The following is a 20,224-nucleotide window of genomic DNA, read 5'->3' on the forward strand; positions in this document are numbered from 1 at the left end:
GACCTCGCGACCTCCCGCCGAGACAGCTCCGCCGCCTGCCCTCCCCGGCAGGCTCGCCCACCTGAAGATGCCGACCTCCGGGCGCGACCGGGAAGGCCGAATGGCAGGGTAGGCGCAGTCGAACGCCCTCTCGGCGCGTTCGTGCCGTCGCCAGACGGACTGTCGCCGACCCGTGCCGTCGTCTTCTCGAGTGCCCGTGCCGGTCGCCTGAAGCAGGACGAGACTTGATTCAGTAAGGGATCACCGTGCAGACACACGACATCCGCCAGCGTTTCCTGTCCCACTTCGAGCGAGCGGGCCACACCGTGGTCCCCAGCGCGTCGCTGCTGCTCGACGACCCGAACCTGCTCTTCGTCAACGCGGGCATGGTGCCGTTCAAGCCGTACTTCCTCGGCGAGGCCTCCGCGCCCTACCCGCGGGCCACCAGCATTCAGAAATGCGTCCGCACGGGGGACATCGACGAGGTGGGCAAGACCTCGCGGCACAACACGTTCTTCCAGATGGCGGGCAACTTCTCCTTCGGCGACTACTTCAAGGAGACCGCCATCGAGCATGCCTGGAGCCTGCTGACCACCAGCCAGGCCGACGGCGGCTACGGGTTCGACCCCGACCGGCTCTGGGCCACCGTCTACCACGACGACGACGAGTCGGCGCTGTTGTGGCGCAAGATCGCGGGCCTGCCCGAGGAGCGCATCCAGCGCCGAGGGATGGCCGACAACTACTGGTCGATGACCGTGCCGGGCCCGTGCGGTCCCTGCTCGGAGATCTACTACGACCGGGGTCCGAAACACGGGCGCGACGGCGGCCCGATCGTGGACGAGGACCGCTTCCTGGAGATCTGGAACCTCGTCTTCATGCAGAACATCCGGGGCGAGGGGCCTGCCAAGGAGGGCTACCCGATCCTCGGCGAGCTGCCCGCCAAGAACATCGACACCGGCCTGGGCGTCGAGCGGGTCGCCTACCTGCTCCAGGGCGTGGACAACGTCTACGAGACCGACCTGGTCCGGCCGGTGATCGCCAAGGCGGAGGAGCTGTCCGGCAGGCGCTACGGCGCCGACGAGACCGCCGACGTCCGATTCCGCGTCATCGCCGACCACGCGCGCTCGGGCGTCATGCTGATCGCCGACGGCGTCACACCCGGCAACGAGGCCAGGGGCTACGTCCTGCGCAGGCTCCTGCGCCGCATCGTGCGCTCCGCGCGCCTGCTGGGCGTGAAGGAGCCGGTGCTCGGCGAGTTCACCTCGGTGGTCCGGGACGTCATGTCGCCCGCCTACCCCGAGCTGACCACCGACTACGAGCGCATCGAATCGGTGATGCGCACCGAGGAGAACGCCTTCCTCACCACGCTCACCAGCGGCTCGAAGATCTTCGACCTGGCCGCGACCGCGACGCGGGACAGCGGAGCCGTCGTCGTGCCCGGTGACAAGGCCTTCCAGCTCCACGACACCTACGGGTTCCCCATCGACCTCACCCTGGAGATGGCGGCCGAGCAGGGTCTGTCGGTCGACGAGGAGGGCTTCCGGTCGCTGATGGCCGAGCAGCGCGCCCGCGCGAAGTCGGCCGCCGCCGCCCGCCGCACCGGCCACGGAGACAAGTCGGTCTACCGCGAGCTGCTGGATCAGGGCCCCACCGAGTTCGTGGGCTACGAGCGGTTGGAGAGCGAGTCGGTCGTCCGGGGCCTGGTGGCCGAGGGCACCCGGGTCCGCAGCGCAGGTGAGGGCGACATCGTCGAGGTGGTGCTCGACCGCAGCCCCCTGTACGCCGAGTCCGGCGGCCAGGAGAGTGACGCCGGAGCCATCCTGGGCGACTCGGTGCGGGCCGAGGTGCTCGACGTGCAGAAGGTGTCCCGCAAGCTCTGGGTGCACCAGGTGCGGGTGCTGGAGGGCGAACTGACCGAGGGCGCGGCCGTGCTCGCCAAGGTCGACCCCGAATGGCGGGTCGGAGCGCGACAGGGCCACTCGGGCACCCACGTGGTGCACGCCGCCCTCCGTGAGGTGCTCGGCCCGTCCGCCCTGCAGAGCGGCTCGTACAACAAACCCGGCTACCTGCGACTGGACTTCGCCTGGCCCGGCGGCCTCTCCCCGGAGACCCGCAGCGAGATCGAGGAGGTCTCCAACCTGGCGGTGCGGCGGGACCTCGCGGTGTCCGTGCTGCACACCTCGATGGAGGGCGCCAGGGAGCTGGGCGCGCTCGCCCTGTTCGGCGAGACCTACGACGAGTCCGTGCGCGTGGTGGAGATCGGCGGTGCCTGGTCCCGTGAGCTGTGCGGTGGCACGCACGTCGAACACTCCTCGCAGATCGGCCCCATCACGCTGTTGGGCGAGTCCTCCATCGGCTCCGGAGTACGGCGCATCGAGGCCTACGTCGGGATCGAGGCCTTCCGCTACCTGGCCACGGAACGTGCGTTGGTGCAGAACATCGCGGCCATGCTGAAGGTGCCCGACCAGGAGGTGCCCGCGAGGGTGGAGAGCCTGGTGGAACGGCTCCGCCTCGCGGAGAAGGAGCTGGAGCGGGTCCGCGCCGCCGCGCTGCTGTCCTCGGCGGGCGGTCTGGCCGACAGCGCCGCCGACGTCGACGGCCTCGCCGTGGTCGCGGCCGCCCTGCCTGCGGGCGTCAGCGGTGGTGATCTGCGCACCCTGGCCCTGGACGTGCGCGGCAGGCTGGGCGAGCGCCCCGGCGTGGTCGCGCTCTTCTCCGCCGACGAGGCCGCCGGGAAGGTCGCCTTCCTGGTCACCCTCAACACGGCCGCTCGGGAGCGAGGACTGGCCGCCGGCAAGCTCGTGCCGTCCTTCGCACCCGCCATCGCCGCTCGCGGCGGCGGCAAGCCGGACATGGCGCAGGGCGGCGGGACGAACCCCGCAGGCGTGCCCGAGGCTATCGCCGCGCTCCATCGGGAGCTGGCCGCCGCCCCGGCGAGCCGGTGAGCCGACCGAAACGACGTCAGAAGGCCGGTCGGGGCGATGGCCTCGACCGGCCCGGCGTCGACGACCCGGGACACGGCCGTCGGCTCGGCGTGGACGTGGGGTCGGTGCGGGTCGGAGTGGCGATCAGTGATCCCTCCGCGATCCTCGCCACCCCCCTCGGTACCTTGTCCCGTGATGAACGCGGTGATCGTGATGTCGACGAGCTCGCAGGGATCGTCACCGAGCAGGAGGTGGTCGAGGTGGTCATAGGACTGCCCAGGACACTGGCTGCCCGGCACGGCATCGCCGCCCAGACGGCCGAGGCCTATGCGGCCAAGGTGGCCGCCCGCGTCGCGCCCGTTCCGGTCCGGCTGGCCGATGAACGACTTACCACCGTCACGGCCGCCCGAGTACTCTCCGAACGCGGTGTTCGCGGCAGACGGCAGCGCGCCGTGGTGGACCAGGCGGCGGCCGTCGAGATCCTGCAGGCCTGGCTCGATGCCAGGTCGGCCGCGCACCGCGCAGCAGCGGCGGACCCAGGAGGAGCTCCGTGAGTGACGACCTCGGATTGTTCGATGAGGAGACCGGCGACAGTCGGTCACGCAAGTCCCGAGGCAAGAGCAAGGTGGATCAGGAAGACCCGGCGGCCCGCCGCCGGAAGCGCCTCGTCACCCTGATCGGGGGCGCGGTGCTGCTGGCGGTCGTGGCGGCCGGGGCGATCTACGGCGTCCGCGAGATCATGAGCATCGGCGGTTACGACGACTTCGAGGGCGAGGGCGAGGGCAGCGTCGTCATCGAGGTCGCCGACGGAGCCAGCCTCGGCCAGATCGCCCAGACGATGACCGATGAGGGCGTCATCGCCAGCCCGAGGGCCTTCACCACCGCCGCCGAGGGCAATCCGGCCTCGACGGGCATCCAGCCCGGCTTCTACCTCCTGCGCAACGAGATGTCCGGCGCTGCGGCGTTGAGTCAGATCCTCGACGAGGACGCCAGGCTCGGCCAGGCCGAGGTGCAGGGCGGGATGCTCCTGCACGACACGTTGGCTGCCGACGAGAGCGTGCAGTCCCAGGGCATCATCACGATCCTGGCCGAGGCGAGCTGCGCGGAGCTCGACGGCGCGGAGCAGTGCGTGTCGGCAGACGAGCTGTGGGACGTCGCCGAGAACACCGACGTCGCCGAGCTGAACATCCCGGACTGGGCGGTCGCAGGCGTGACGGCGGCGCCGCAGCAGCACCGGCGACTCGAAGGCCTGATCGCGCCCGGCCTCTACCACATCAACCCGAGCTGGAGCGCCGAGGAGCTGTTGAACAGCGTCCTGAGCACCTCCTCCACCCGCCTGCAGGCCGCCGGGATGCCGGGGATCTCGGATGACTCCGGCTTCACCCCGTATGAATTCCTCACGGTGGCCTCGCTGATCGAGAAGGAGGGCATCCAGTCCGACTTCCCGTCGATCGCCACGGTGCTCTACAACCGGTTGCGGGTCGATGAGAGGCTACGGCTGGACTCCACGATCAACTACTTCGACGGAACAGGTTCCATCCGAACCGACAGCGGCGTCCGGAATACGCCCAACCCGTACAACACGTACTTGAACACCGGGTTGACGCCGACCCCCGTCTCCTCACCACACACCCCGGCGCTGGAAGCGGCGGCGAACCCGGTGGACGAGACCTGGATGTACTTCGTCAAGTGCGAAGAGGACGGCACGTCCTGCTTCAACGACACCAATGAAGAGCATGAGGCGGACGCGCTCGACGCGGTCGAGAGGGGCGTCTGGTGAACGGATGCTCTCATGTGATGCGACGATGACGCAGATTCGGCCGGTGAATACGAGCGATCTGGATCTCGTGGTGCTCCGATGACCGATTCGCCCCGGCGCCGGACCGCCGTCCTCGGCTCTCCGGTGGCGCACTCGCTCTCACCGGTCCTGCACGGCGCCGCCTACCGGGAGTTGGGCCTGACAGGCTGGCGTTACGACCGCATCGAGTGTGACGCCGAGGCACTCCCGGAGCTGGTGGCCGGGCTCGGCGAGGAGTGGGCCGGGCTGTCGGTGACCATGCCGGGCAAACGGGCCGCCCTGGCCACGGCGGTCGAGGCGACCGACCGGGCCACGGCGGTCGGCGCGGCGAACACCCTCGTCCCGCTGGCGGGCGGCGGCTGGCGGGCCGACTGCACCGACGTCGAGGGCATCACCGGCGCCCTGCGTGTCGCGGCCGCCTACCGGCCCGCCGTGGGTGACACGGCACTGGTGCTCGGTGCGGGCGGCACCGCCTCGGCGGCCATGGTGGCCATCGCGGATCTCGGCATCACCTCGGTCCGGCTGGCCGTGCGGGCGGTGGCGCGGGCGGGGGAGACCCTGGCCGCCGCCGAGCGGGCGGGCGTCTCGGTGGAGACCGTAGGACTGTCGGAGCCCGAGCTGGCCGCCGTGGCGAAGGAGTCCGCCGTCCTCGTCTCGACGGTGCCCGCAGGCGCGGCGGATTCGCTGGCAGCGGTTCTCGCGGCGACGCCGCATGTGCTGGACGCCGTGTACCACCCCTGGCCGACGCCGCTGGCCGAGGCGGTCGCTGCGGCGGGGGGCAGGCTCGCCACCGGCCTGGACATGCTGCTGCACCAGGCCTTCGGCCAGGTCGTGCAGTTCACCGGACTGCCCGCGCCGCGTGTGGCGATGCGCGATGCGTTGCGTGAGGCCACCGGCGGCGAGGTCCCCCTGTTGCTGGACTGATGCCGTCGCCGGGCTGATGCTGTCGCCTGCGTCGGACTGTCACTGCGCTGGAATGACGCGGCCGTGCTGCTGCCAGCTGCCTCGGCTCGGTTCGGCGGAGCCCGATGACGCCTCTCAGCGTCGAAGTTGGCACGGGCGGGACAGGGCGCATCGTCGAGGAGATCGCTTACGTCGTACGCGGCGAGCAGGCCCTGTCCGTCCGCGATAACGGCGTCAGGGGCGGCCCTCGCCGTCACTGTTGTCCGGGCCTCCCACATCCACCGTCACGAGTCGTTCGGCGCTGATCATGGACAGGCCGTGGCTCGCATACTCCGCCGAGCCGGAGGTGCCCCAGAGCACCCCGTCCGGGTAGAGCAGCGCGGAACGATCTCCGATCTGGATGCCCCAGTACCGCACCCGACCGTCCACGGGGTCCTCGTCCGCGCCTGCGCATTCCCAGAGCGCGAAGAGACGAGGTGCCTCGTCGGTGACCAACTCGGTGATGGTCCGGTGGGCGGCGGGGCCGAGGTGCGGTGGGGCGGACGTGAGATCCGGGCCTGCTGCGGCGCGTCCGGTCACGTGCTTCGGATCGGTCATCAGTACCTCCAACGTTGTGCGTGATTCAAGACACACCATATGGCGATACGTTTTGCGCGTCGATCACCTCATGGGGTGATTGATCTTTGATCCGCGCTGATCCACAGTGGGCGGTGCGCACCCCGACGTGCGCTCGTCAACCCTGCGATAAGGGCGTCTGGAAGGAGTGCGACGTGGCAGAACGAAGTGATCCTTCGGCCCTGCGATGGCTGATCGGAGCGGAGCTGGCGGACTATCGGAAGCAGACCGGGCTCTCCCTGTCGAAGGTCGCTGCCCAGGTGGCGATCAGCAAACCGAAGCTCAGCAACATGGAGGCGGGCCGGTTCCAGCAGTATCCGGACGACGTGGCCAAGGTGCTGGAGTGCTACGGCGTCTCGCAACGGGACATCGACCGGCTGTGCGCCCTCGCGGGCCGTTCGGACGAACGTGCCTGGTGGGCGCCGTGGGCACATGTCGTGCCGGACTGGTTCCGGACGATGATCGGGCTGGAGGGTTTGGCGACGGCGGAGTTTCACTACGAGCCGACGGTGATCCCCGGGCTCTTGCAGACTGAGGACTATGCCCAGGCGCTCACAGAGGCGACGGGCTTTGTCCGCGCAGATCACAGTGAACGATTCGTCTCCTTTCGACTGGCCAGGGCTCGGCGGTTGACGGATGCGGAGCCTCTGGAATTTCATGCGGTGATGGGGGAGGCCGCGCTGGGGTTGGCGGTCGGCACACCGGAGGTCCGGCAGGAGCAGTACCGCCATCTACTGAAGGTTGCCGAATTGCCGAACGTCACCGTCCAGGTGACCCGTCCGCAGCGCGGGCCGCACGCTGCACTGGTCGGTCCGTTCTACATTTTTGATTTCGAGCTGGCCCGTTCGATTGCCTGCGCAGAGCTGCTTGATGGGGCGATGTACGTTCAGGACTTCGACCAGGTGCGGACCTATACCATGGCGGCGGAGAGCGCGCAGCAGGTTGCGCTGTCGCCAGCGGAGTCCGTCGAGCTCATCGAAACGATGACCGACGGTGGTTGACTCGGAGGTCATCATGCTTACCCCTGATCTCGGTACGGCCCCCTGGGTCAAGTCCAGTCGCAGCACGAACAACGGCGGCTGCGTCGAGATCGCCGCCGGGACAGCCTGGCGAAAGTCCAACCACAGCGCCAACAACGGCGCCTGCGTCGAGATCGCCGGCTCGGTGACCTGGCGGAAGTCCAGCCACAGCGCCAACAACGGCATGTGCGTCGAGGTCGTCGACGGCGGGCGATGGGCGGCGATCCGCGACTCGAAGAACCCCGACGGCCCGGCCCTGGTGCTGACCCCGGCCCAGTTAGCCGCCTTCGTCCGTTCGGTGCAGGCGGCCCGCTGAGTCTTCTTCTGGAGTGCGATGTCGATCGAGCAGGTCCGAGGACAGCTCCTGGCGGTGTTCGATCGACTCCCACACGGCGTACTCGCCGCGATCGGACAACGCCTCGTCCAGGCACGCGCGGCAGCAGCCGCCGAATGGCACGGCAGCACCAGCCCGCATGCGCACCACGCCCAGGAATGTCTGGCCGGGGTCGGCGATGACCTCGCCGCCGCCGGTCAGAAGCTCCGCCAGGCGGGCGAGCTGCTCCAGCAGTACATGATCAGGCTTTAGGCGCGTGGCCGGGATGAAGTCTGTCGAGGAGGTCGTCGCCGCTCTGCGGGCCGCGTTGGAGGACGTCTCTCCCGGTGAGCTGGCGGCCTGCCGAGAACTCGTCCTGGGCGAGCTCCTTCCGCCCCTGATCGAGGCGTCGGCAGGTTCGAGCAGCCCGGAACTCCACGCCGCCGTCGCCCTGCTTCAGGAGGTGGGCGAGGACCTGGCCCGAGCCTGGGCCCGCTTGGAATCCGCAGGCCACCACACCGAGTCCTACGCCCAAGCCGTCCTCGGCCCGGCGGTAAGCAGCGGACCGGCTAGTGATTTCCCGGGTGACGACGACCGAGGTGCTCCTGCGTCTCAACCGCCCGACCAGACCACGATCCCATCCCGACCCGCAGCGGCGAAGAAATGCCCGCAGGACTTCACCGAGCAGGACTCTGCGGATTGGGCACGTCGTCAGCGCGAGAACCTTCCTCAGCGTGGTAAGAAACAGAAGGCTACGGGCCGGTACGTCGATCCGAGTGGCGATGTGCACGAGATCGAAAGTGGCCAAGATGGTGACTTTGATAGCATCAACGAGCATTTTCGTGGGCACGGTCCGATAGGGCAGAGTCACTTGCCGAACGCACTGGCGAGACACATCGAGGTCAAGGTCGCCTACCGGATGGCTCGTGACGGTGTCGATCACGTCGAGATCGTCATCAACCTGGAAGTCTGCGACCAGAAACTGTATAACTGTCGACGGACAGTGCCGTGGATACTCTACTCCGGGCAGGTTCTGATCGTACATGATCCGGCTGGCAGGCATGTGTTCAAAGGAAAGAGAAGGCGATGAAGTACACTCTCAGTGCACTTTTCGAGGACGGCGATGGTAACTCGATCATCGTGCGCGACCACGCTGAGCTCGATTCGATGGTAGATGATCTACTAGAGACTGATCTTGATGAAAACGCGGTGTTCAATATCGTCGAGCGCCCTAGCATTCCTCCCCTCGATCTTCCCGATCACCAATTTTCGATCGACATGTGGATGGGCCAAGATGTGACTGCGGTTTATTTCATTGGCCAGACTGCATCGGGCGAGGTGGGGCAGTGGTTCAGTGTAAATCCAAATCCTATCGAAAATGCGCCTGAATTGTACTATGATACACGCTCCGCTGCCCGGTTTCCCGCAGATGCGGCGATTTCGATCGGTGATCTTCGAAATGCTCTACACGAATTCTTGGATAATGGTGGCGTGCGTCCTGAGTGCATTGCCTGGCAGCCGTATAAGGATGACCCGAGTTGAACACAGATCCACGTCGTGATCTCCGGACGGTGACTGCAGAGCAGGGTCGATGAAGTAGCACTTCGAGGGAGGCCGGGCCGCCGACCACAAGGCCGGCGGCCCCGACGTTCACTCGTGTCCCGAGTCCGCCGCCACTAACGCGGCGAGTTCCTCCAAGACCGCCTCGGCGCCCTCGCCGTCGGCGGAGAGCACCACCTCGTCGCCGTGCATGGCCCCGAGTGTCATCAGTCCGAGCACGCTGGCCGCCGTCACCGTAGGGCCGTCGCCCTTCCGGATGCTCACCGTCAGCGGCTGTGCGGCGGCGGCCTTGGCCAGCTGTGCCGCGGGCCTGGCGTGCAGGCCCACCACGCTCGCCACCGTCACTCGTCGTTCCGCCATCCTCGTGATCACTCCTTCGTCTCTGCCAGCGGCTTCTCGGTCGGGGTGGACGGCGCCGCCGAGGTGGTCGCTGTCGTGGCCACCGCCTCGGGCGTCGCAGGCTGGGCGGCCCCGCCGTCCTGATCGTCCTCGTCGTCCTCACGCCCCGGCGTCGCCAGGTTCCACTTGGTGATCACCCAGCGGAAGACGAAGTAGTAGACAGCCGCGAAGACCAGTCCGATGGGGATGATCAACCAGGGCAAGGTCGCCAGCCCCCAGTTGAGTACGTAGTCGATGGCGCCTGCCGAGAAGCCGAAGCCGTGGTGAACGCCCAGGGCGTTGGTCACGGCCAGCGAAAGGCCGGTGAGCAGGGCGTGGACCACCAGCAGCGGCCAGGCCACGAAGATGAACGCGTACTCCAGCGGCTCGGTGACGCCGGTGAGGAAGGACGCGAGCGCTCCCGCGAACACCAGGCCGCCGACCAGCTTCTTCTTCTCGGGGCGCGCGGTGTGATAGATCGCCAGCGCCGCGGCGGGCAGGGCGAACATGAAGATGGGGAAGAAGCCGGACATGAAGGTGCCCGCAGCGGGGTCGCCCGCGAAGAAGCGGTTCAGGTCGCCGGTGACGCCGTCGTAGTCGCCGAAGAGGAACCAGACGACCGAGTTCAGGATGTGGTGCAGACCGAAGGGCAGCAGGAAGCGGTTCAGCGTGCCGTAGATTCCCGCGCCGATCACGGTGGAGCTGGCCACGGCATCGCCGACCCAGGTCAGGCCCGCGTTGAATCCGGTGAAGATCAGGCCCATCACGATGCCGACCACGATCATGACGAGCGCCGTGATCATCGGCACGAAGCGTCGTCCGCCGAAGAACCCGAGATAGGTCGGCAGCTTGATCCGGTGATATCGCTGCCAGAGATAGGCCGCTATCAAACCGGCGACGATGCCCCCGAGCACTCCGTAGGGGCCGTTGTTGAAGTTCCGTCCCTCGGTCAGCTCTTCACCGAGCATCGCCCACAGGACGTTGTGCAGGACCAGATAGCCGACCACCGCGGACAGGGCGGTGGAGCCGTCTGCCTTGCGAGCCATGCCGATCGCCACGCCGACCGCGAACAGCAGCGGCAGATACTGGAACAGCGCGTCGCCGCCCTGCCCGACGACCTGCGCGGCCCGATCGAAGAAGTCACCGGGGATGGCGGCGATCAGTTCGCCCTGCCCGGCGCCGGACCCGTCGATGTAACCGAGGCGGGACAGCAACGCTGCGGCGGGCAGGACGGCGATCGGCAGCATGAGACTGCGGCCGAACCGTTGGGCCAGCGCGAATCCTCTGCTGTTGCGACCGCGTGCCGCCGTGGTGGCGTCAGCGCTCATGTGCTCCTCCTTGCGCGGAGTGCGGACCTCGGGGCGTGCCCGGCTGGTCCGCTGACATCGTCAACTGGTACTTGTCGCCCCGGTACCAGGACGTGGTGTCCTCGACCGGATGCTCTCCCACCGCCGAGACGCGGCGGAAGACGAGGAGCGGGCTCGACGTCCGCACCTTGAGTAGTCGCGCGGTCGAGGCGTCTGCCTCGGCCGCCCACACGGTTTGCCGCCCGCGATTCAGCAGCACCCCGTACGTCTGGGCGAGCAGGCTGTACAGCGAGCCCGTCAGGTCGTGATCGAGCAGGCCCGGCACGAGGCGAGGACTGAACCAGCCGTGTTCCAGCGCCAGCGGCACGCCGTCGGCCAGCCGGAGCCTGCACACCCGATAGGCGGGCTCACCCGGCGCGAGACCGAGCGTTGCCGAGGTGTTCGTCGCGGGCACCTCCTCGCTACAGGTGAGCAGCGTGCTGGAAGCCGCCATGCCGTGCCGTTGGAGCTCCTGGGTGAACGACGTCAGCGGCGGAGTCTCCAACCTCGGCCGGGCCGTGAAGGTGCCTCGGCCTCGGACTCTGGTGAGCAGCCCCGCCGCGACCAGTCGTCCGATCGCCTCGCGCACGGTCAGCCGGGAGACGCCGAAGCGCTGGGCGAGTTCGCGTTCGGAGGGCACGGCGGAGTCCGGCGGCAGTTCGTGCTCTACCAGGTCCCGCAGGATCGCGCCGAGCTGGACGTGCTTGGGCGTCGGGCCCGCGACGAGTCGTCGATGCAGGTCAGGTGGTTCAGCATTCTCGTCGTGCTCCCGCATCGAACCCTCCCGCCCCGTCACGGTCCGGCTGCTGATCGCTGAGAACTGCTCGCCTGCCGACAGCGGCGATTGGTACTGTCCGGTCCAGACCACTGTCGTCGTGGAGAATGCTCGCCGCGACCTCGGGTGTCAACCATTCTCAAGGTCACGAGCGAGTCTCGGCAGGGGGTGGACCGGCCGTTGTCGCAGGCGGTCTTCCCTCGATGCACGAGCAAGGAGGACCACGTGAGTCAGGACAAGGCCGCCGCGATTCTGGCCGCCATCGGCGGGGCGGACAACATCATCGAGATCGAGCCGTGCATCACCCGGCTCCGTTGTGAACTGACCGATCCGCAACTCGTCGACGAGCAGGCCCTGCGCCGGATCGGCGTGCACGGAGTCCTGAGATCGGGCGATGCCGTGCAGATCGTGGTCGGGCCGGATGCCGACAACATCGCCAGCGACATCGAGGATCTTCGATGAGCATCTCCGTGCTCGCCCCAGTCGCGGGCCGGGTGGTGCCCTTGGCCGAGGTGGGCGACCCGGTGTTCGCTCAGGCGATCGTCGGTCCCGGCATCGCCGTGGAGCCTGCCGACGATGCGACCTCGGCGGTGGCACCCGTCGACGGCGTCATCGCCGCCCTGCATCCCCATGCCTTCGTCGTCACCTCGCCTGCGGGCGTGTCGGTACTGGTGCACCTGGGCATCGACACCGTGCGGCTCAAGGGCGAGGGCTTCACCCTGCACGTGGTCAAGGGCGAGACGGTACGGGCCGGGCAACGTCTCGTCGACTGGAGCCCGACGGCCGTGCGCGCCGCCGAGTTCTCAGCGGTGTGCCCGGTGATCGCGCTGGACTCGGTGCCTGCGGCGCTGCGCGGAGTGCGTGATGTCGGGCCGGTGTCGGTGGGTGAGGAGCTCTTCACCTGGGACGGGCAGTGAGCGGAGCCGGACGTCGTGGACGTCGTGGACGTCGTGGACGTCGTGGACGCGCAGGCTTGTCATGGTCGGGGCCTGCTCCGATGCGATCGAGTCACGATGATCAAGACTGCGTGACGTGCTCTGACGTGCTTTGACGCCGGACCCGGTCGGTGTCGCGTCGGCCTGGTGAGCCTGCACGAATTCCCGGCGGGGCGGCGACTGCGTCGTGTGGCGACGGGTCGGTCGTCAGTTGTCGGAGTGGGCAGGCGGCGCCGGTGGGGCGCCGGAGACCGCAGGCAGCAGGGTCTGCCGCGCCTTCGGAAAGTGATCACCCGTTCTGTCCGTGCCGCCACCTGGCCGAGTGATGCGCTGCGCAGTCAAGATCGGGAACCTGGTCGGTATGAACAGTGAATCCTGGTCTGTCCTGAGTGTGAGCAATGCTGGCGCCCTGAGCGTCGCAGGTGCGGTTCTCGGCGGGCTGCTGGGTGCGGCAGGTGCCCGTGCGTTGCATCGAATCCGGGTGCCCGCTCCCGTGTCGGTGTCCTGGTGTGCCGTGCTGGTCGGCTTGTTGTGGACGATCGCGGCCATCCGTGTCTCGACGGGGGCGCTGTCGGGGTGGTGGCTTGCGGTGTCCTGGGCGACGGGACTGCTGACGGTGCTGGCTGTCGGAGCCGACCTCGGGCACAGACGACTGCCGGACCTGCTCACCCTGCGGGCGCCGCCGGTGCTGTTGTCGCTGCTCGTTCTCGCCGCCTGGTCGGCGGGTGACGGCGCGGTGCTGATCCGAGGACTCCTCGGCGGGCTCACGCTGGCTGCCGGTCACGCACTCGTACATCTGATGAGTCCTCGGTCGTTGGGTGCGGGCGACGTCAAGCTGGCATTGACGGTCGGCATGGTCGCTGCGGCGGTCTCGTGGTCGAGTTGGCTCTTGGCGGTGCTGGTCGCACCGCTGATCACCGGAGTGACGGGGCTGATCCTCGCGCTGCGGTCGGGAGTCGCCTCCGCTGTGCCCCACGGCCCGGGGATGGTGATTCCCGTGTGGCTTCTCGTCACCTTCCGGCCCTGAACGGCGTGTTCCGTCTGCCGACGGCACACGGCCGGGTGCCCGTGGAGACGGCGGCCTGCGGCCTTGACGGCCAGAGCGGGATGTCGGCCTCGGCGCGGTCGAAGGCGACGTGTCGCAGTCGACGCGTCCGCCTCAGGACGCCTGCCGCAGGACGAGTCCAGTCGCGGCGTATCGGCAGGCATCCGTTCTTCTCTCGCGCCGTGTGTGCATGTCGACGGTGAATGTTCTTCGTGACGAGTCACTGATCTGGAAAGGAGGTGAGCCGGGCGAGTCCGTGTGATGCGGTGGCACGGGTCGGGCTGTGGCCAGACAGGCCGTGGCCTCCGGGTGCAGGAGTGGAGCTGTCCACCCGGCGTGGCCATGTCGAATCGTGTCCGAGGTGGACTCTGCGGTGACCGGGCCGGGCTGGGCTGGGCTGGGCCGACTCGGCCGTGACGGCGTCGCGGGTTCCGGACGGACACCGCCTTCGGGCCGCATACCGCCTTCCGGTGACCGGTGACCCGTGACTGGTGACCGGTGCCTGGCGCTGGCGTCTTGCCTGCGAATTGTGCTGCCCTACCGGGAGTGAATCGCAGGCCTCGGACCCTCGTGGTGCCGGTCCCGGCACGCCTGCCGGCTGCTACGGAAGCAGGGGAGGGCAGGGCCGACGATCGGCGGTGCGCCCGCGACGGCGCCGCGACGGCGAGGACCGGACTCGCGTTCGGCAGGCACGGGCAGATTCAGCGCCGCCAGGCCGACGGGCCTTGCAGACCTGCGGGTCGTCGACTGTCATCAGGCTTGATGGCTTGATGGCTTGATGGCTTGATGGCTTGATGGCTTGATGGCTTGATGGCTTGATGGCTGATGGCTGGGCGCTGGGTCTGCCGGGGTGTCGTGTCGCGCGGCGGCGACGGCGGTCGGTGCCGTCGGTGCCCGAGAGCCGTCGCGGTAGGTGCCGGTCCTGCTCCGTTCACGGACCGTGGTGCGCCTCGTCCTAGCCGCCCACGCCCACGCCGATGGTCGGCGTGCCTCGGTGCGCAGTACCGAGGCAGGCGTGCGGCCGGACTCGTGCGCCCTTCGACGTCGGCGGCTGCCGGTGGTGCGCGCATCCCTGGGTCGGGCGGCACTCCGTCCGCTGTGGGGCTCCGTCCGCTGGGGGTCCGACCTCGCCCGGGAAGGGTGAGGCGGTCGCGACATGGGAGGATTCGCCGCGTGTTGCGTTGGATGACCGCAGGTGAGTCGCACGGGCCCGCGCTGGTCGCGGTGATGGAGGGCATGGTGGCGGGGGTCGAGGTGACCACCGCCGACATGACCACGCAGTTGGAGCGCCGCAGGCTCGGCTTCGGCAGGAGCCCCAGAATGGCCTTCGAGGTGGACGACCTCGAGGTCATCGGGGGCGTTCGGCACGGGGTCACCCAGGGCGGTCCGGTCGCGGTCCGGATCGGCAACACGGAGTGGCCCAAGTGGCAACAGGTGATGGCTGCCGACCCCGTTGACCAGGAGGAGTTGGCAGGGCTGGCCCGCAATGCGCCGTTGACCAGGCCTCGCCCCGGACATGCCGATCTCGCGGGGATGCAGAAGTACGGCTTCGACGAGGCCCGGCCGGTGCTGGAGCGGGCCAGTGCCAGGGAGACGGCGGCACGGACGGTGCTGGGCACGGTGGCGGCCCGGTTCCTGGAACAGGTGTTGGGCGTGCGCGTGATCAGCCACGTCGTGTCCATCGGCGCGGCCGTCTCCGAGGGACACCCCCTGCCGCTCCCGGACGACCTGTCCGCGATCGACGAGCATCCGGTGCGGTCCTTCGACGCGGCGGCGGGCGAGGCGATGATGGCCGAGGTCGAGTCGGCCAAGCAGGACGGCGACACCCTCGGCGGGGTCATCGAGGTGCTCGCCTACGGGCTGCCGCCCGGCCTGGGCTCTCATGTGCACTGGGATCGTCGCCTGGACGCCCGGCTCGCAGGCGCGCTGATGGGGGTGCAGGCGATGAAGGGCGTGGAGATCGGCGACGGCTTCACCACCGCTCGGCGCCGAGGGAGCGCCGCCCACGACGAGATCGATCCGGCCGACGGGCCGACCTGGGTGCATCGACGGAGCAACCGGGCAGGCGGTCTCGAAGGCGGCATGACCAACGGCGAACCGTTGCGCGTTCGCGTCGCGATGAAGCCCATCTCCACGGTGCCTCGGGCCTTGGCGACGATGGACGTGTCCACCGGTGAGCCTGCGGTGGCCATCCATCAGCGTTCCGACATCTGCGCGGTGCCCCGGGCCGGGGTGGTGGTCGAGTCGGTGGTGGCGTTGGTGCTGGCCGATGCCGTGCTGGAGAAGTTCGGCGGTGACTCCGTGTCGGAGACTCGTCGCAACGCCCAGGGCTACCTGCGGGATCTGGAGGAGCGGCGATGAGCCGGACCACGCCGATCGTGCTCGTCGGGCCGCCCGGTGCGGGGAAGTCGACCACCGGAAGACTGCTGGCCGAGCGGCTCGGCGTCGACTTCCTCGACGTCGACGACCATATCGAGCAGCGCGCGGGCCAGACCGTCGCCCAGATCTTCACGGGTGAGGGGGAGGTCGCCTTCCGCTCGTGGGAACGTGACGCGGTGCGTCGCTGCCTCACCGAGCAGTCCGGCGTGCTGGCTCTCGGCGGGGGCGCGATCCTCGCCGACGACACCAGGGAGCTGCTGCGCGGCCACACGGTGGTCTTCCTCAACGTCGGGATGGCGGAGGGCGTCCGGCGTACCGGTCTGTCCACCGCGCGTCCGCTGCTGGCGGGGCTCAACCCGAGAGCGACCTTCAAGGCCCTGCTGGACGCGAGGCTGCCCCTGTACCGAGAGGTCGCCACGGTGGAGGTCGTCACCGATCGCCAGGATCCGAGTGAGGTCGCGGCCGCCGTCGTCGCCGCCCTCGCGGAGGGCGGCGAGCGCGCCGAGTCGGTACAGCCGGGCGATTCCGACGCGCGAACGGACTAGAGACTGGTCGGATCGGGTGCCCGAGCGATTAGGCACCCGATCATCCGTTCGGCCTACTGCCTGCTGCCGACCGGATGGTTTGGGCGACCCGGCCGCAACCTGACGGCACCGGCACACGTCGACTTGGTCAACGCCTGCCAGCCGGGCGGGCTGATCGAGAAGAGAAGCCGTGAACCATCGAAGCCGTTCACTTCCTGCACCGTTGATCGCCGCGCTGCTCGGTGTCGGGTTGCTTGCGGGCTGTACGACCGAGCAGCCCGTCGGCGCAGGCCCGACGAGTTCGTCCGCCGAGCCGACCAGCGTCACCACCGGCTCGCCGCCGTCGGGCGCTGATCCGGGCGGTGGTGCCGAGTCGTCGAGCAGTCTCTCCCCGCCGCCCGGCCCCGAAGATCCTGATTCCGTGCCGCCCGGCGGTGCCGCCTCGCCGGGGGAGGTCGCCACTGCGGGCGTGCACGTCGGTGATGCGGGGAGTCCCTGCCCGTTGCCGGTCGGCCTCACCGCCGCTGCGGACTGGGAGGTCACCGACGTCACCGATCTTCAACTCGTGCTCCACGAACTCGTTCCGCTCTGCGAACTGCACGGCCGCCACGCCGGTGTCTTCGGTTCGATTCGGGTGAACACGCCTGCGGACGCCACCCTGGGCGCCGCCGAGGCGCTGGACGCCTACGCCGCCGAGGCCGTCGAGGGCGTGCCCGAGTTCACCGAGGTCGTCATCGACGGACGCGCGGCCGTCGAGGTGTCGTTGTCGCGGGCGGGCGAGTGGAACCGAGCGGAACGAGCCCTGGCGATCGAGACCGACGGCCAGACGATCGTCCTGACTCTCACCGGGCTCGACCAGGAGGAGTTCGAGCTGGGCCTGCCCGCGTACCGGCTGGCACTGGACACGCTGCGGGTCACCGGCTGACCGGGGTCGTTCCGGCGGCACGCGGTGGTGGGATGCTGGGCCGCAGCCGAGGACCCCGGCCTGCCGAGCAGACAGGCCGGTCGGGACCGAGGCTGCTTGAAGGAACTGAGTCCGCCGACACGATCAGCCCGCGAGGAGGTCAGGGTGCCGAGAACCAACTCGGAGCCGGGACCGCGCAGGCAGGCCGTGTCGTCCGGGTTGCCCGCGACCACGTGCTGAGGAGCGCAATGTCAGATCCGATCCGGATTCGCGTCGCCACCGAGCGTCCCTACGAGGTGGTGATCGGCAGAGGCCTGCTCGGCGAACTCGTGGAGACGCTGCGTTCGGCGACGTCGGTGGCGATCGTGCACCAGCCGACCCTGGCCGCCACGGCCGAATCGCTGCGTGACGAGCTTGTCGAGGCGGGGCTCGACGCTCATCGTGTGGAGATCCCCGACGCGGAGGACGGCAAGAGCCTCGCCGTGGCCGGGTTCTGCTGGGAGGTCCTCGGCAAGATCGGCATGGATCGTGACGGTGTGGTCGTCTCCGTCGGCGGCGGTGCGGTGACCGACCTCGCGGGCTTCGTCGCCGCGACGTGGATGCGGGGCGTGCGGGTCGTGCACGTGCCGTCCACGCTGCTGGCGATGGTGGACGCGGCGGTGGGCGGCAAGACGGGCATCAACACCGACGCAGGCAAGAACCTGGTCGGCGTCTTCCATGAGCCTGCCGCCGTGCTGGTCGACCTCGCGACGCTGGAGAGTCTGCCCCGCAACGAACTGCTGGCAGGCATGGCCGAGGTGGTCAAGGCGGGATTCATCGCGGACCCGGTGATCCTGGAACGTGTCGAGCAGGACGCCGACGCCGCGACCGATCCGACCGGTCCGGTGCTGGCCGAGCTGGTCCGTCGGGCGATCCAGGTCAAGGCCGACGTCGTGTCGGCCGATCTCCGTGAGTCGAGTCTGCGGGAGATCCTGAACTACGGGCACACCCTGGGCCACGCCGTCGAGCGTCGAGAGCGCTACCGCTGGCGACACGGCGCCGCGGTCTCGGTCGGCATGATGTTCGCCGCCGAGCTGGCCAGGCTGGCGGGCAGGCTCAGTGACGCTGACGTCGCCAGGCATCGGGACGTCCTCTCCGCGTTGAGCCTGCCGGTCAGCTACGACCCCGACGCGCTGTCCTCGCTGGTCGAGTCGATGCGCCGGGACAAGAAGACCCGGTCGGGCGTGCTGCGGTTCGTGGTCCTGGACGGCATCGGCAGGCCGGGCCGACTGGAGGGCCCCGATCCCTCGCTGCTGGCCGCCGCGTACTCGGCGATCAGCGGGGAGCCGACGCGGCAGGGCGGGGGGATTCTGCTGTGAGCGTCCTGGTGCTCAACGGCCCCAATCTCGGCAGGCTCGGTCTTCGCGAGCCGGAGGTGTACGGCTCCACGACCTACGCCGATCTCGTCGCACTCTGCGAGCGAACCGGCGCCGAACTCGGCCTCCCGGTGACGGTCCGCCAGACCGACCACGAGGGCGAGATGATCGGCTGGCTGCACGAGGCCGCCGACACGAGTTCGCCGGTCGTGCTCAACGCGGCGGCCTGGACGCACTACTCCATCGCCGTCCGCGACGCCTGTGCCCAGCTCACCGCGCCGTGGGTGGAGGTGCACATCTCGAACGTGCATCGGCGGGAGGCGTTCCGCTCACACAGTCACCTGTCGGCCCTGGCGGACGGGGTGATCGTGGGACTCGGTGTCTCGGGGTACCCGCTGGCATTGCGCTGGCTGGCCGAACACACGGCGAGCTGAGGCCTGCCGATGGTCGAGCTGCGCACCGAGCGACTGACCCTGCTGCCGCTCTCCGAATGGGGCGTGGACCTGCTGGCCCCGCTCTTCACCGCGACGGAGGTGCGTCGGGCGCTGCCGCCGGGACCTGTCGACGAAGGCGCGGTGCGTCGCCTGCTGAGCGACCGGATCGAGCGGGCGATGCCCTCGGGAATGGGCGACTGGGTCGTCTGCGTCTCGGGCAGGCCCGTGGGGCTGACCAGTCTGTGCCCCTCCGTGGCGCTGCCCGGCGGACTGCCCGAGGTCGGGTGGCTGCTGGGACGCGAGCATCGGGGGAGGGGCATCGCCGCGGAGGCCGGGTCGGCGGTGCTGCGACACGCATTTCATCGTCTGGAGCTGCCGTCGGTGTGGTCCCTGACCCACCCGGACGACCTGGCGGGCGCGAGTCTCGCCCGCCGCCTTGGCTTCGTCGAGGTGGGGCAGCGGCTTGTCGGCAAGGTCGATCACGCGGTGGCGGTGTGCCAGGCGCCGCCCGCCGGACTGCATCACCTGGAGGTCTGGGTCGAGGACCTCGACCGCGCCAGGTACAGCCTGGGCTGGTTACTCGCGGAACTGGGCTGGGTCGAGTACCAGCGCTGGTCGCGAGGGATCAGCTGGCGCCACGGCGGAACCTACCTGGTGGTCGAGCGCTCGCCTGCGGTCCGGCCGGGCGGTCATGATCGGCTCCGCGCCGGGATGAATCACCTGGCACTGCGGGTCCGGGGCGCCGAGGAGATGCATCGCATCACCGAGCAGGCCACGGGTCGGGGCTGGCGACTGCTGTTCCCGGAGGTCCATCCCTACGCGGGCGGGCCGATGCATCTGGCCGCCTATCTCGAAGACCCTGACGGCTTCGAGGTGGAGTTGGTGGCCGATCCGGCGGGCCCCCTGCGGTAGCTCCTCCGGGTGTCATGGGGACGACCAGCGGTGTCGCCCCAATGGTGGATCGGCTGCGCCTGCCCGGTGGTTGATCCCTACACTGTCTGATGCCCGGCATCCGTTCTCGGGCCTGCACGGCATCGA

The 20,224-nt window shown here is 69.1% G+C and carries 22 protein-coding genes; 18 read left to right on the top strand and 4 right to left on the bottom strand.

What is annotated here, in order from left to right:
* Positions 1-245: 245 nt before the first annotated feature.
* From alaS to UA75_RS12190, 4 genes are all read left to right on the top strand, one after another.
* The gene (gene alaS, locus UA75_RS12175; RefSeq protein WP_075740342.1) at positions 246-2,924 is read left to right on the top strand and encodes an alanine--tRNA ligase; all 2,679 of its coding nucleotides are present in this window, start codon (positions 246-248) and stop codon (positions 2,922-2,924) included.
* Positions 2,921-3,457 carry a Holliday junction resolvase RuvX gene (gene ruvX / locus UA75_RS12180; protein WP_075740343.1) on the top strand — a complete coding sequence of 179 codons (537 nt, stop codon included), beginning with the start codon at positions 2,921-2,923 and terminating at the stop codon, positions 3,455-3,457. The genes alaS and ruvX overlap by 4 nt, the downstream gene beginning before the upstream one ends.
* Positions 3,454-4,683, top strand: coding sequence for an endolytic transglycosylase MltG (gene mltG, locus UA75_RS12185; RefSeq protein ID WP_075740344.1), 1,230 nt, complete (start codon positions 3,454-3,456; stop codon positions 4,681-4,683). The genes ruvX and mltG overlap by 4 nt, the downstream gene beginning before the upstream one ends.
* Before the next feature lie 78 nt (positions 4,684-4,761).
* The gene (locus tag UA75_RS12190) at positions 4,762-5,625 is read left to right on the top strand and encodes a shikimate dehydrogenase (protein ID WP_075740345.1); all 864 of its coding nucleotides are present in this window, start codon (positions 4,762-4,764) and stop codon (positions 5,623-5,625) included.
* Between the two features lie 213 nt (positions 5,626-5,838).
* Here UA75_RS12190 and UA75_RS12195 read toward each other — a convergent pair whose 3' ends face one another.
* Positions 5,839-6,201, bottom strand: a complete 363-nt coding sequence (locus UA75_RS12195) for a hypothetical protein (protein WP_075740346.1) — start codon at positions 6,199-6,201, stop codon at positions 5,839-5,841.
* Between the two features lie 173 nt (positions 6,202-6,374).
* Between UA75_RS12195 and UA75_RS12200 the strand changes: the two genes are divergently transcribed.
* From UA75_RS12200 to UA75_RS12220, 5 genes are read left to right on the top strand one after another with little or no spacing between them, the layout of a single operon-like run.
* Positions 6,375-7,220 carry a helix-turn-helix domain-containing protein gene (locus UA75_RS12200; protein WP_075740347.1) on the top strand — a complete coding sequence of 282 codons (846 nt, stop codon included), beginning with the start codon at positions 6,375-6,377 and terminating at the stop codon, positions 7,218-7,220.
* A gap of 13 nt (positions 7,221-7,233) precedes the next feature.
* Positions 7,234-7,554 (top strand): DUF397 domain-containing protein, encoded by a 321-nt coding sequence (locus UA75_RS12205; RefSeq protein ID WP_075743715.1) that lies wholly within the window; start codon positions 7,234-7,236, stop codon positions 7,552-7,554.
* 18 nt (positions 7,555-7,572) lie between these two features.
* Positions 7,573-7,824: a hypothetical protein gene (locus UA75_RS12210; protein WP_075740348.1), complete on the top strand. Its 252-nt coding sequence runs from the start codon at positions 7,573-7,575 to the stop codon at positions 7,822-7,824.
* 13 nt (positions 7,825-7,837) lie between these two features.
* Positions 7,838-8,641 carry a DddA-like double-stranded DNA deaminase toxin gene (locus UA75_RS12215; protein ID WP_075740349.1) on the top strand — a complete coding sequence of 268 codons (804 nt, stop codon included), beginning with the start codon at positions 7,838-7,840 and terminating at the stop codon, positions 8,639-8,641.
* Positions 8,638-9,093, top strand: coding sequence for an Imm1 family immunity protein (locus tag UA75_RS12220; protein ID WP_075740350.1), 456 nt, complete (start codon positions 8,638-8,640; stop codon positions 9,091-9,093). The genes UA75_RS12215 and UA75_RS12220 overlap by 4 nt, the downstream gene beginning before the upstream one ends.
* 108 nt (positions 9,094-9,201) lie before the next feature.
* Here the strand turns inward: UA75_RS12220 and UA75_RS12225 are convergent, their stop codons facing one another.
* From UA75_RS12225 to UA75_RS12235, 3 genes are read right to left on the bottom strand one after another with little or no spacing between them, the layout of a single operon-like run.
* Positions 9,202-9,471: an HPr family phosphocarrier protein gene (locus UA75_RS12225; RefSeq protein WP_075743716.1), complete on the bottom strand. Its 270-nt coding sequence runs from the start codon at positions 9,469-9,471 to the stop codon at positions 9,202-9,204.
* A gap of 8 nt (positions 9,472-9,479) precedes the next feature.
* Positions 9,480-10,817 carry a PTS transporter subunit EIIC gene (locus UA75_RS12230; RefSeq protein ID WP_075740351.1) on the bottom strand — a complete coding sequence of 446 codons (1,338 nt, stop codon included), beginning with the start codon at positions 10,815-10,817 and terminating at the stop codon, positions 9,480-9,482.
* Positions 10,807-11,610 carry a GntR family transcriptional regulator gene (locus tag UA75_RS12235; RefSeq protein WP_075743717.1) on the bottom strand — a complete coding sequence of 268 codons (804 nt, stop codon included), beginning with the start codon at positions 11,608-11,610 and terminating at the stop codon, positions 10,807-10,809. Before UA75_RS12235 ends, UA75_RS12230 begins: the two co-directional genes overlap by 11 nt.
* Positions 11,611-11,835: 225 nt before the next feature.
* Between UA75_RS12235 and UA75_RS12240 the strand changes: the two genes are divergently transcribed.
* The 9 genes from UA75_RS12240 (at position 11,836) to UA75_RS12280 (ending at position 20,098) form a co-directional block, all read left to right on the top strand.
* On the top strand, positions 11,836-12,072 hold the full coding sequence (locus UA75_RS12240) for a glucose PTS transporter subunit EIIB (protein ID WP_075743718.1): 237 nt from the start codon (positions 11,836-11,838) through the stop codon (positions 12,070-12,072).
* On the top strand, positions 12,069-12,527 hold the full coding sequence (locus tag UA75_RS12245; protein ID WP_075740352.1) for a PTS glucose transporter subunit IIA: 459 nt from the start codon (positions 12,069-12,071) through the stop codon (positions 12,525-12,527). The genes UA75_RS12240 and UA75_RS12245 overlap by 4 nt, the downstream gene beginning before the upstream one ends.
* Positions 12,528-12,906: 379 nt before the next feature.
* On the top strand, positions 12,907-13,572 hold the full coding sequence (locus UA75_RS12250; protein ID WP_075743719.1) for a prepilin peptidase: 666 nt from the start codon (positions 12,907-12,909) through the stop codon (positions 13,570-13,572).
* Positions 13,573-14,763: 1,191 nt separating this feature from the next.
* Positions 14,764-15,951 (top strand): chorismate synthase, encoded by a 1,188-nt coding sequence (gene aroC / locus UA75_RS12255; RefSeq protein WP_075740353.1) that lies wholly within the window; start codon positions 14,764-14,766, stop codon positions 15,949-15,951.
* The gene (locus UA75_RS12260) at positions 15,948-16,514 is read left to right on the top strand and encodes a shikimate kinase (protein ID WP_075740354.1); all 567 of its coding nucleotides are present in this window, start codon (positions 15,948-15,950) and stop codon (positions 16,512-16,514) included. Before aroC ends, UA75_RS12260 begins: the two co-directional genes overlap by 4 nt.
* Positions 16,515-16,683: 169 nt before the next feature.
* Positions 16,684-17,418, top strand: a complete 735-nt coding sequence (locus UA75_RS12265; protein WP_157434140.1) for a lipoprotein — start codon at positions 16,684-16,686, stop codon at positions 17,416-17,418.
* A 227-nt stretch (positions 17,419-17,645) separates the two neighbouring features.
* Entirely contained in the window at positions 17,646-18,755 is a 1,110-nt protein-coding gene (gene aroB, locus UA75_RS12270) for a 3-dehydroquinate synthase (RefSeq protein WP_075740356.1), read from the top strand.
* The gene (gene aroQ, locus UA75_RS12275; protein ID WP_075740357.1) at positions 18,752-19,186 is read left to right on the top strand and encodes a type II 3-dehydroquinate dehydratase; all 435 of its coding nucleotides are present in this window, start codon (positions 18,752-18,754) and stop codon (positions 19,184-19,186) included. Before aroB ends, aroQ begins: the two co-directional genes overlap by 4 nt.
* Before the next feature lie 9 nt (positions 19,187-19,195).
* A complete protein-coding gene (locus UA75_RS12280) occupies positions 19,196-20,098 on the top strand; it encodes a GNAT family N-acetyltransferase (RefSeq protein ID WP_075740358.1) in 903 nt (300 codons plus the stop codon).
* Positions 20,099-20,224: the final 126 nt, after the last annotated feature.

This window comes from Actinoalloteichus sp. GBA129-24 (assembly GCF_001941645.1).
GTDB lineage: Bacteria > Actinomycetota > Actinomycetes > Mycobacteriales > Pseudonocardiaceae > Actinoalloteichus_A > Actinoalloteichus_A fjordicus.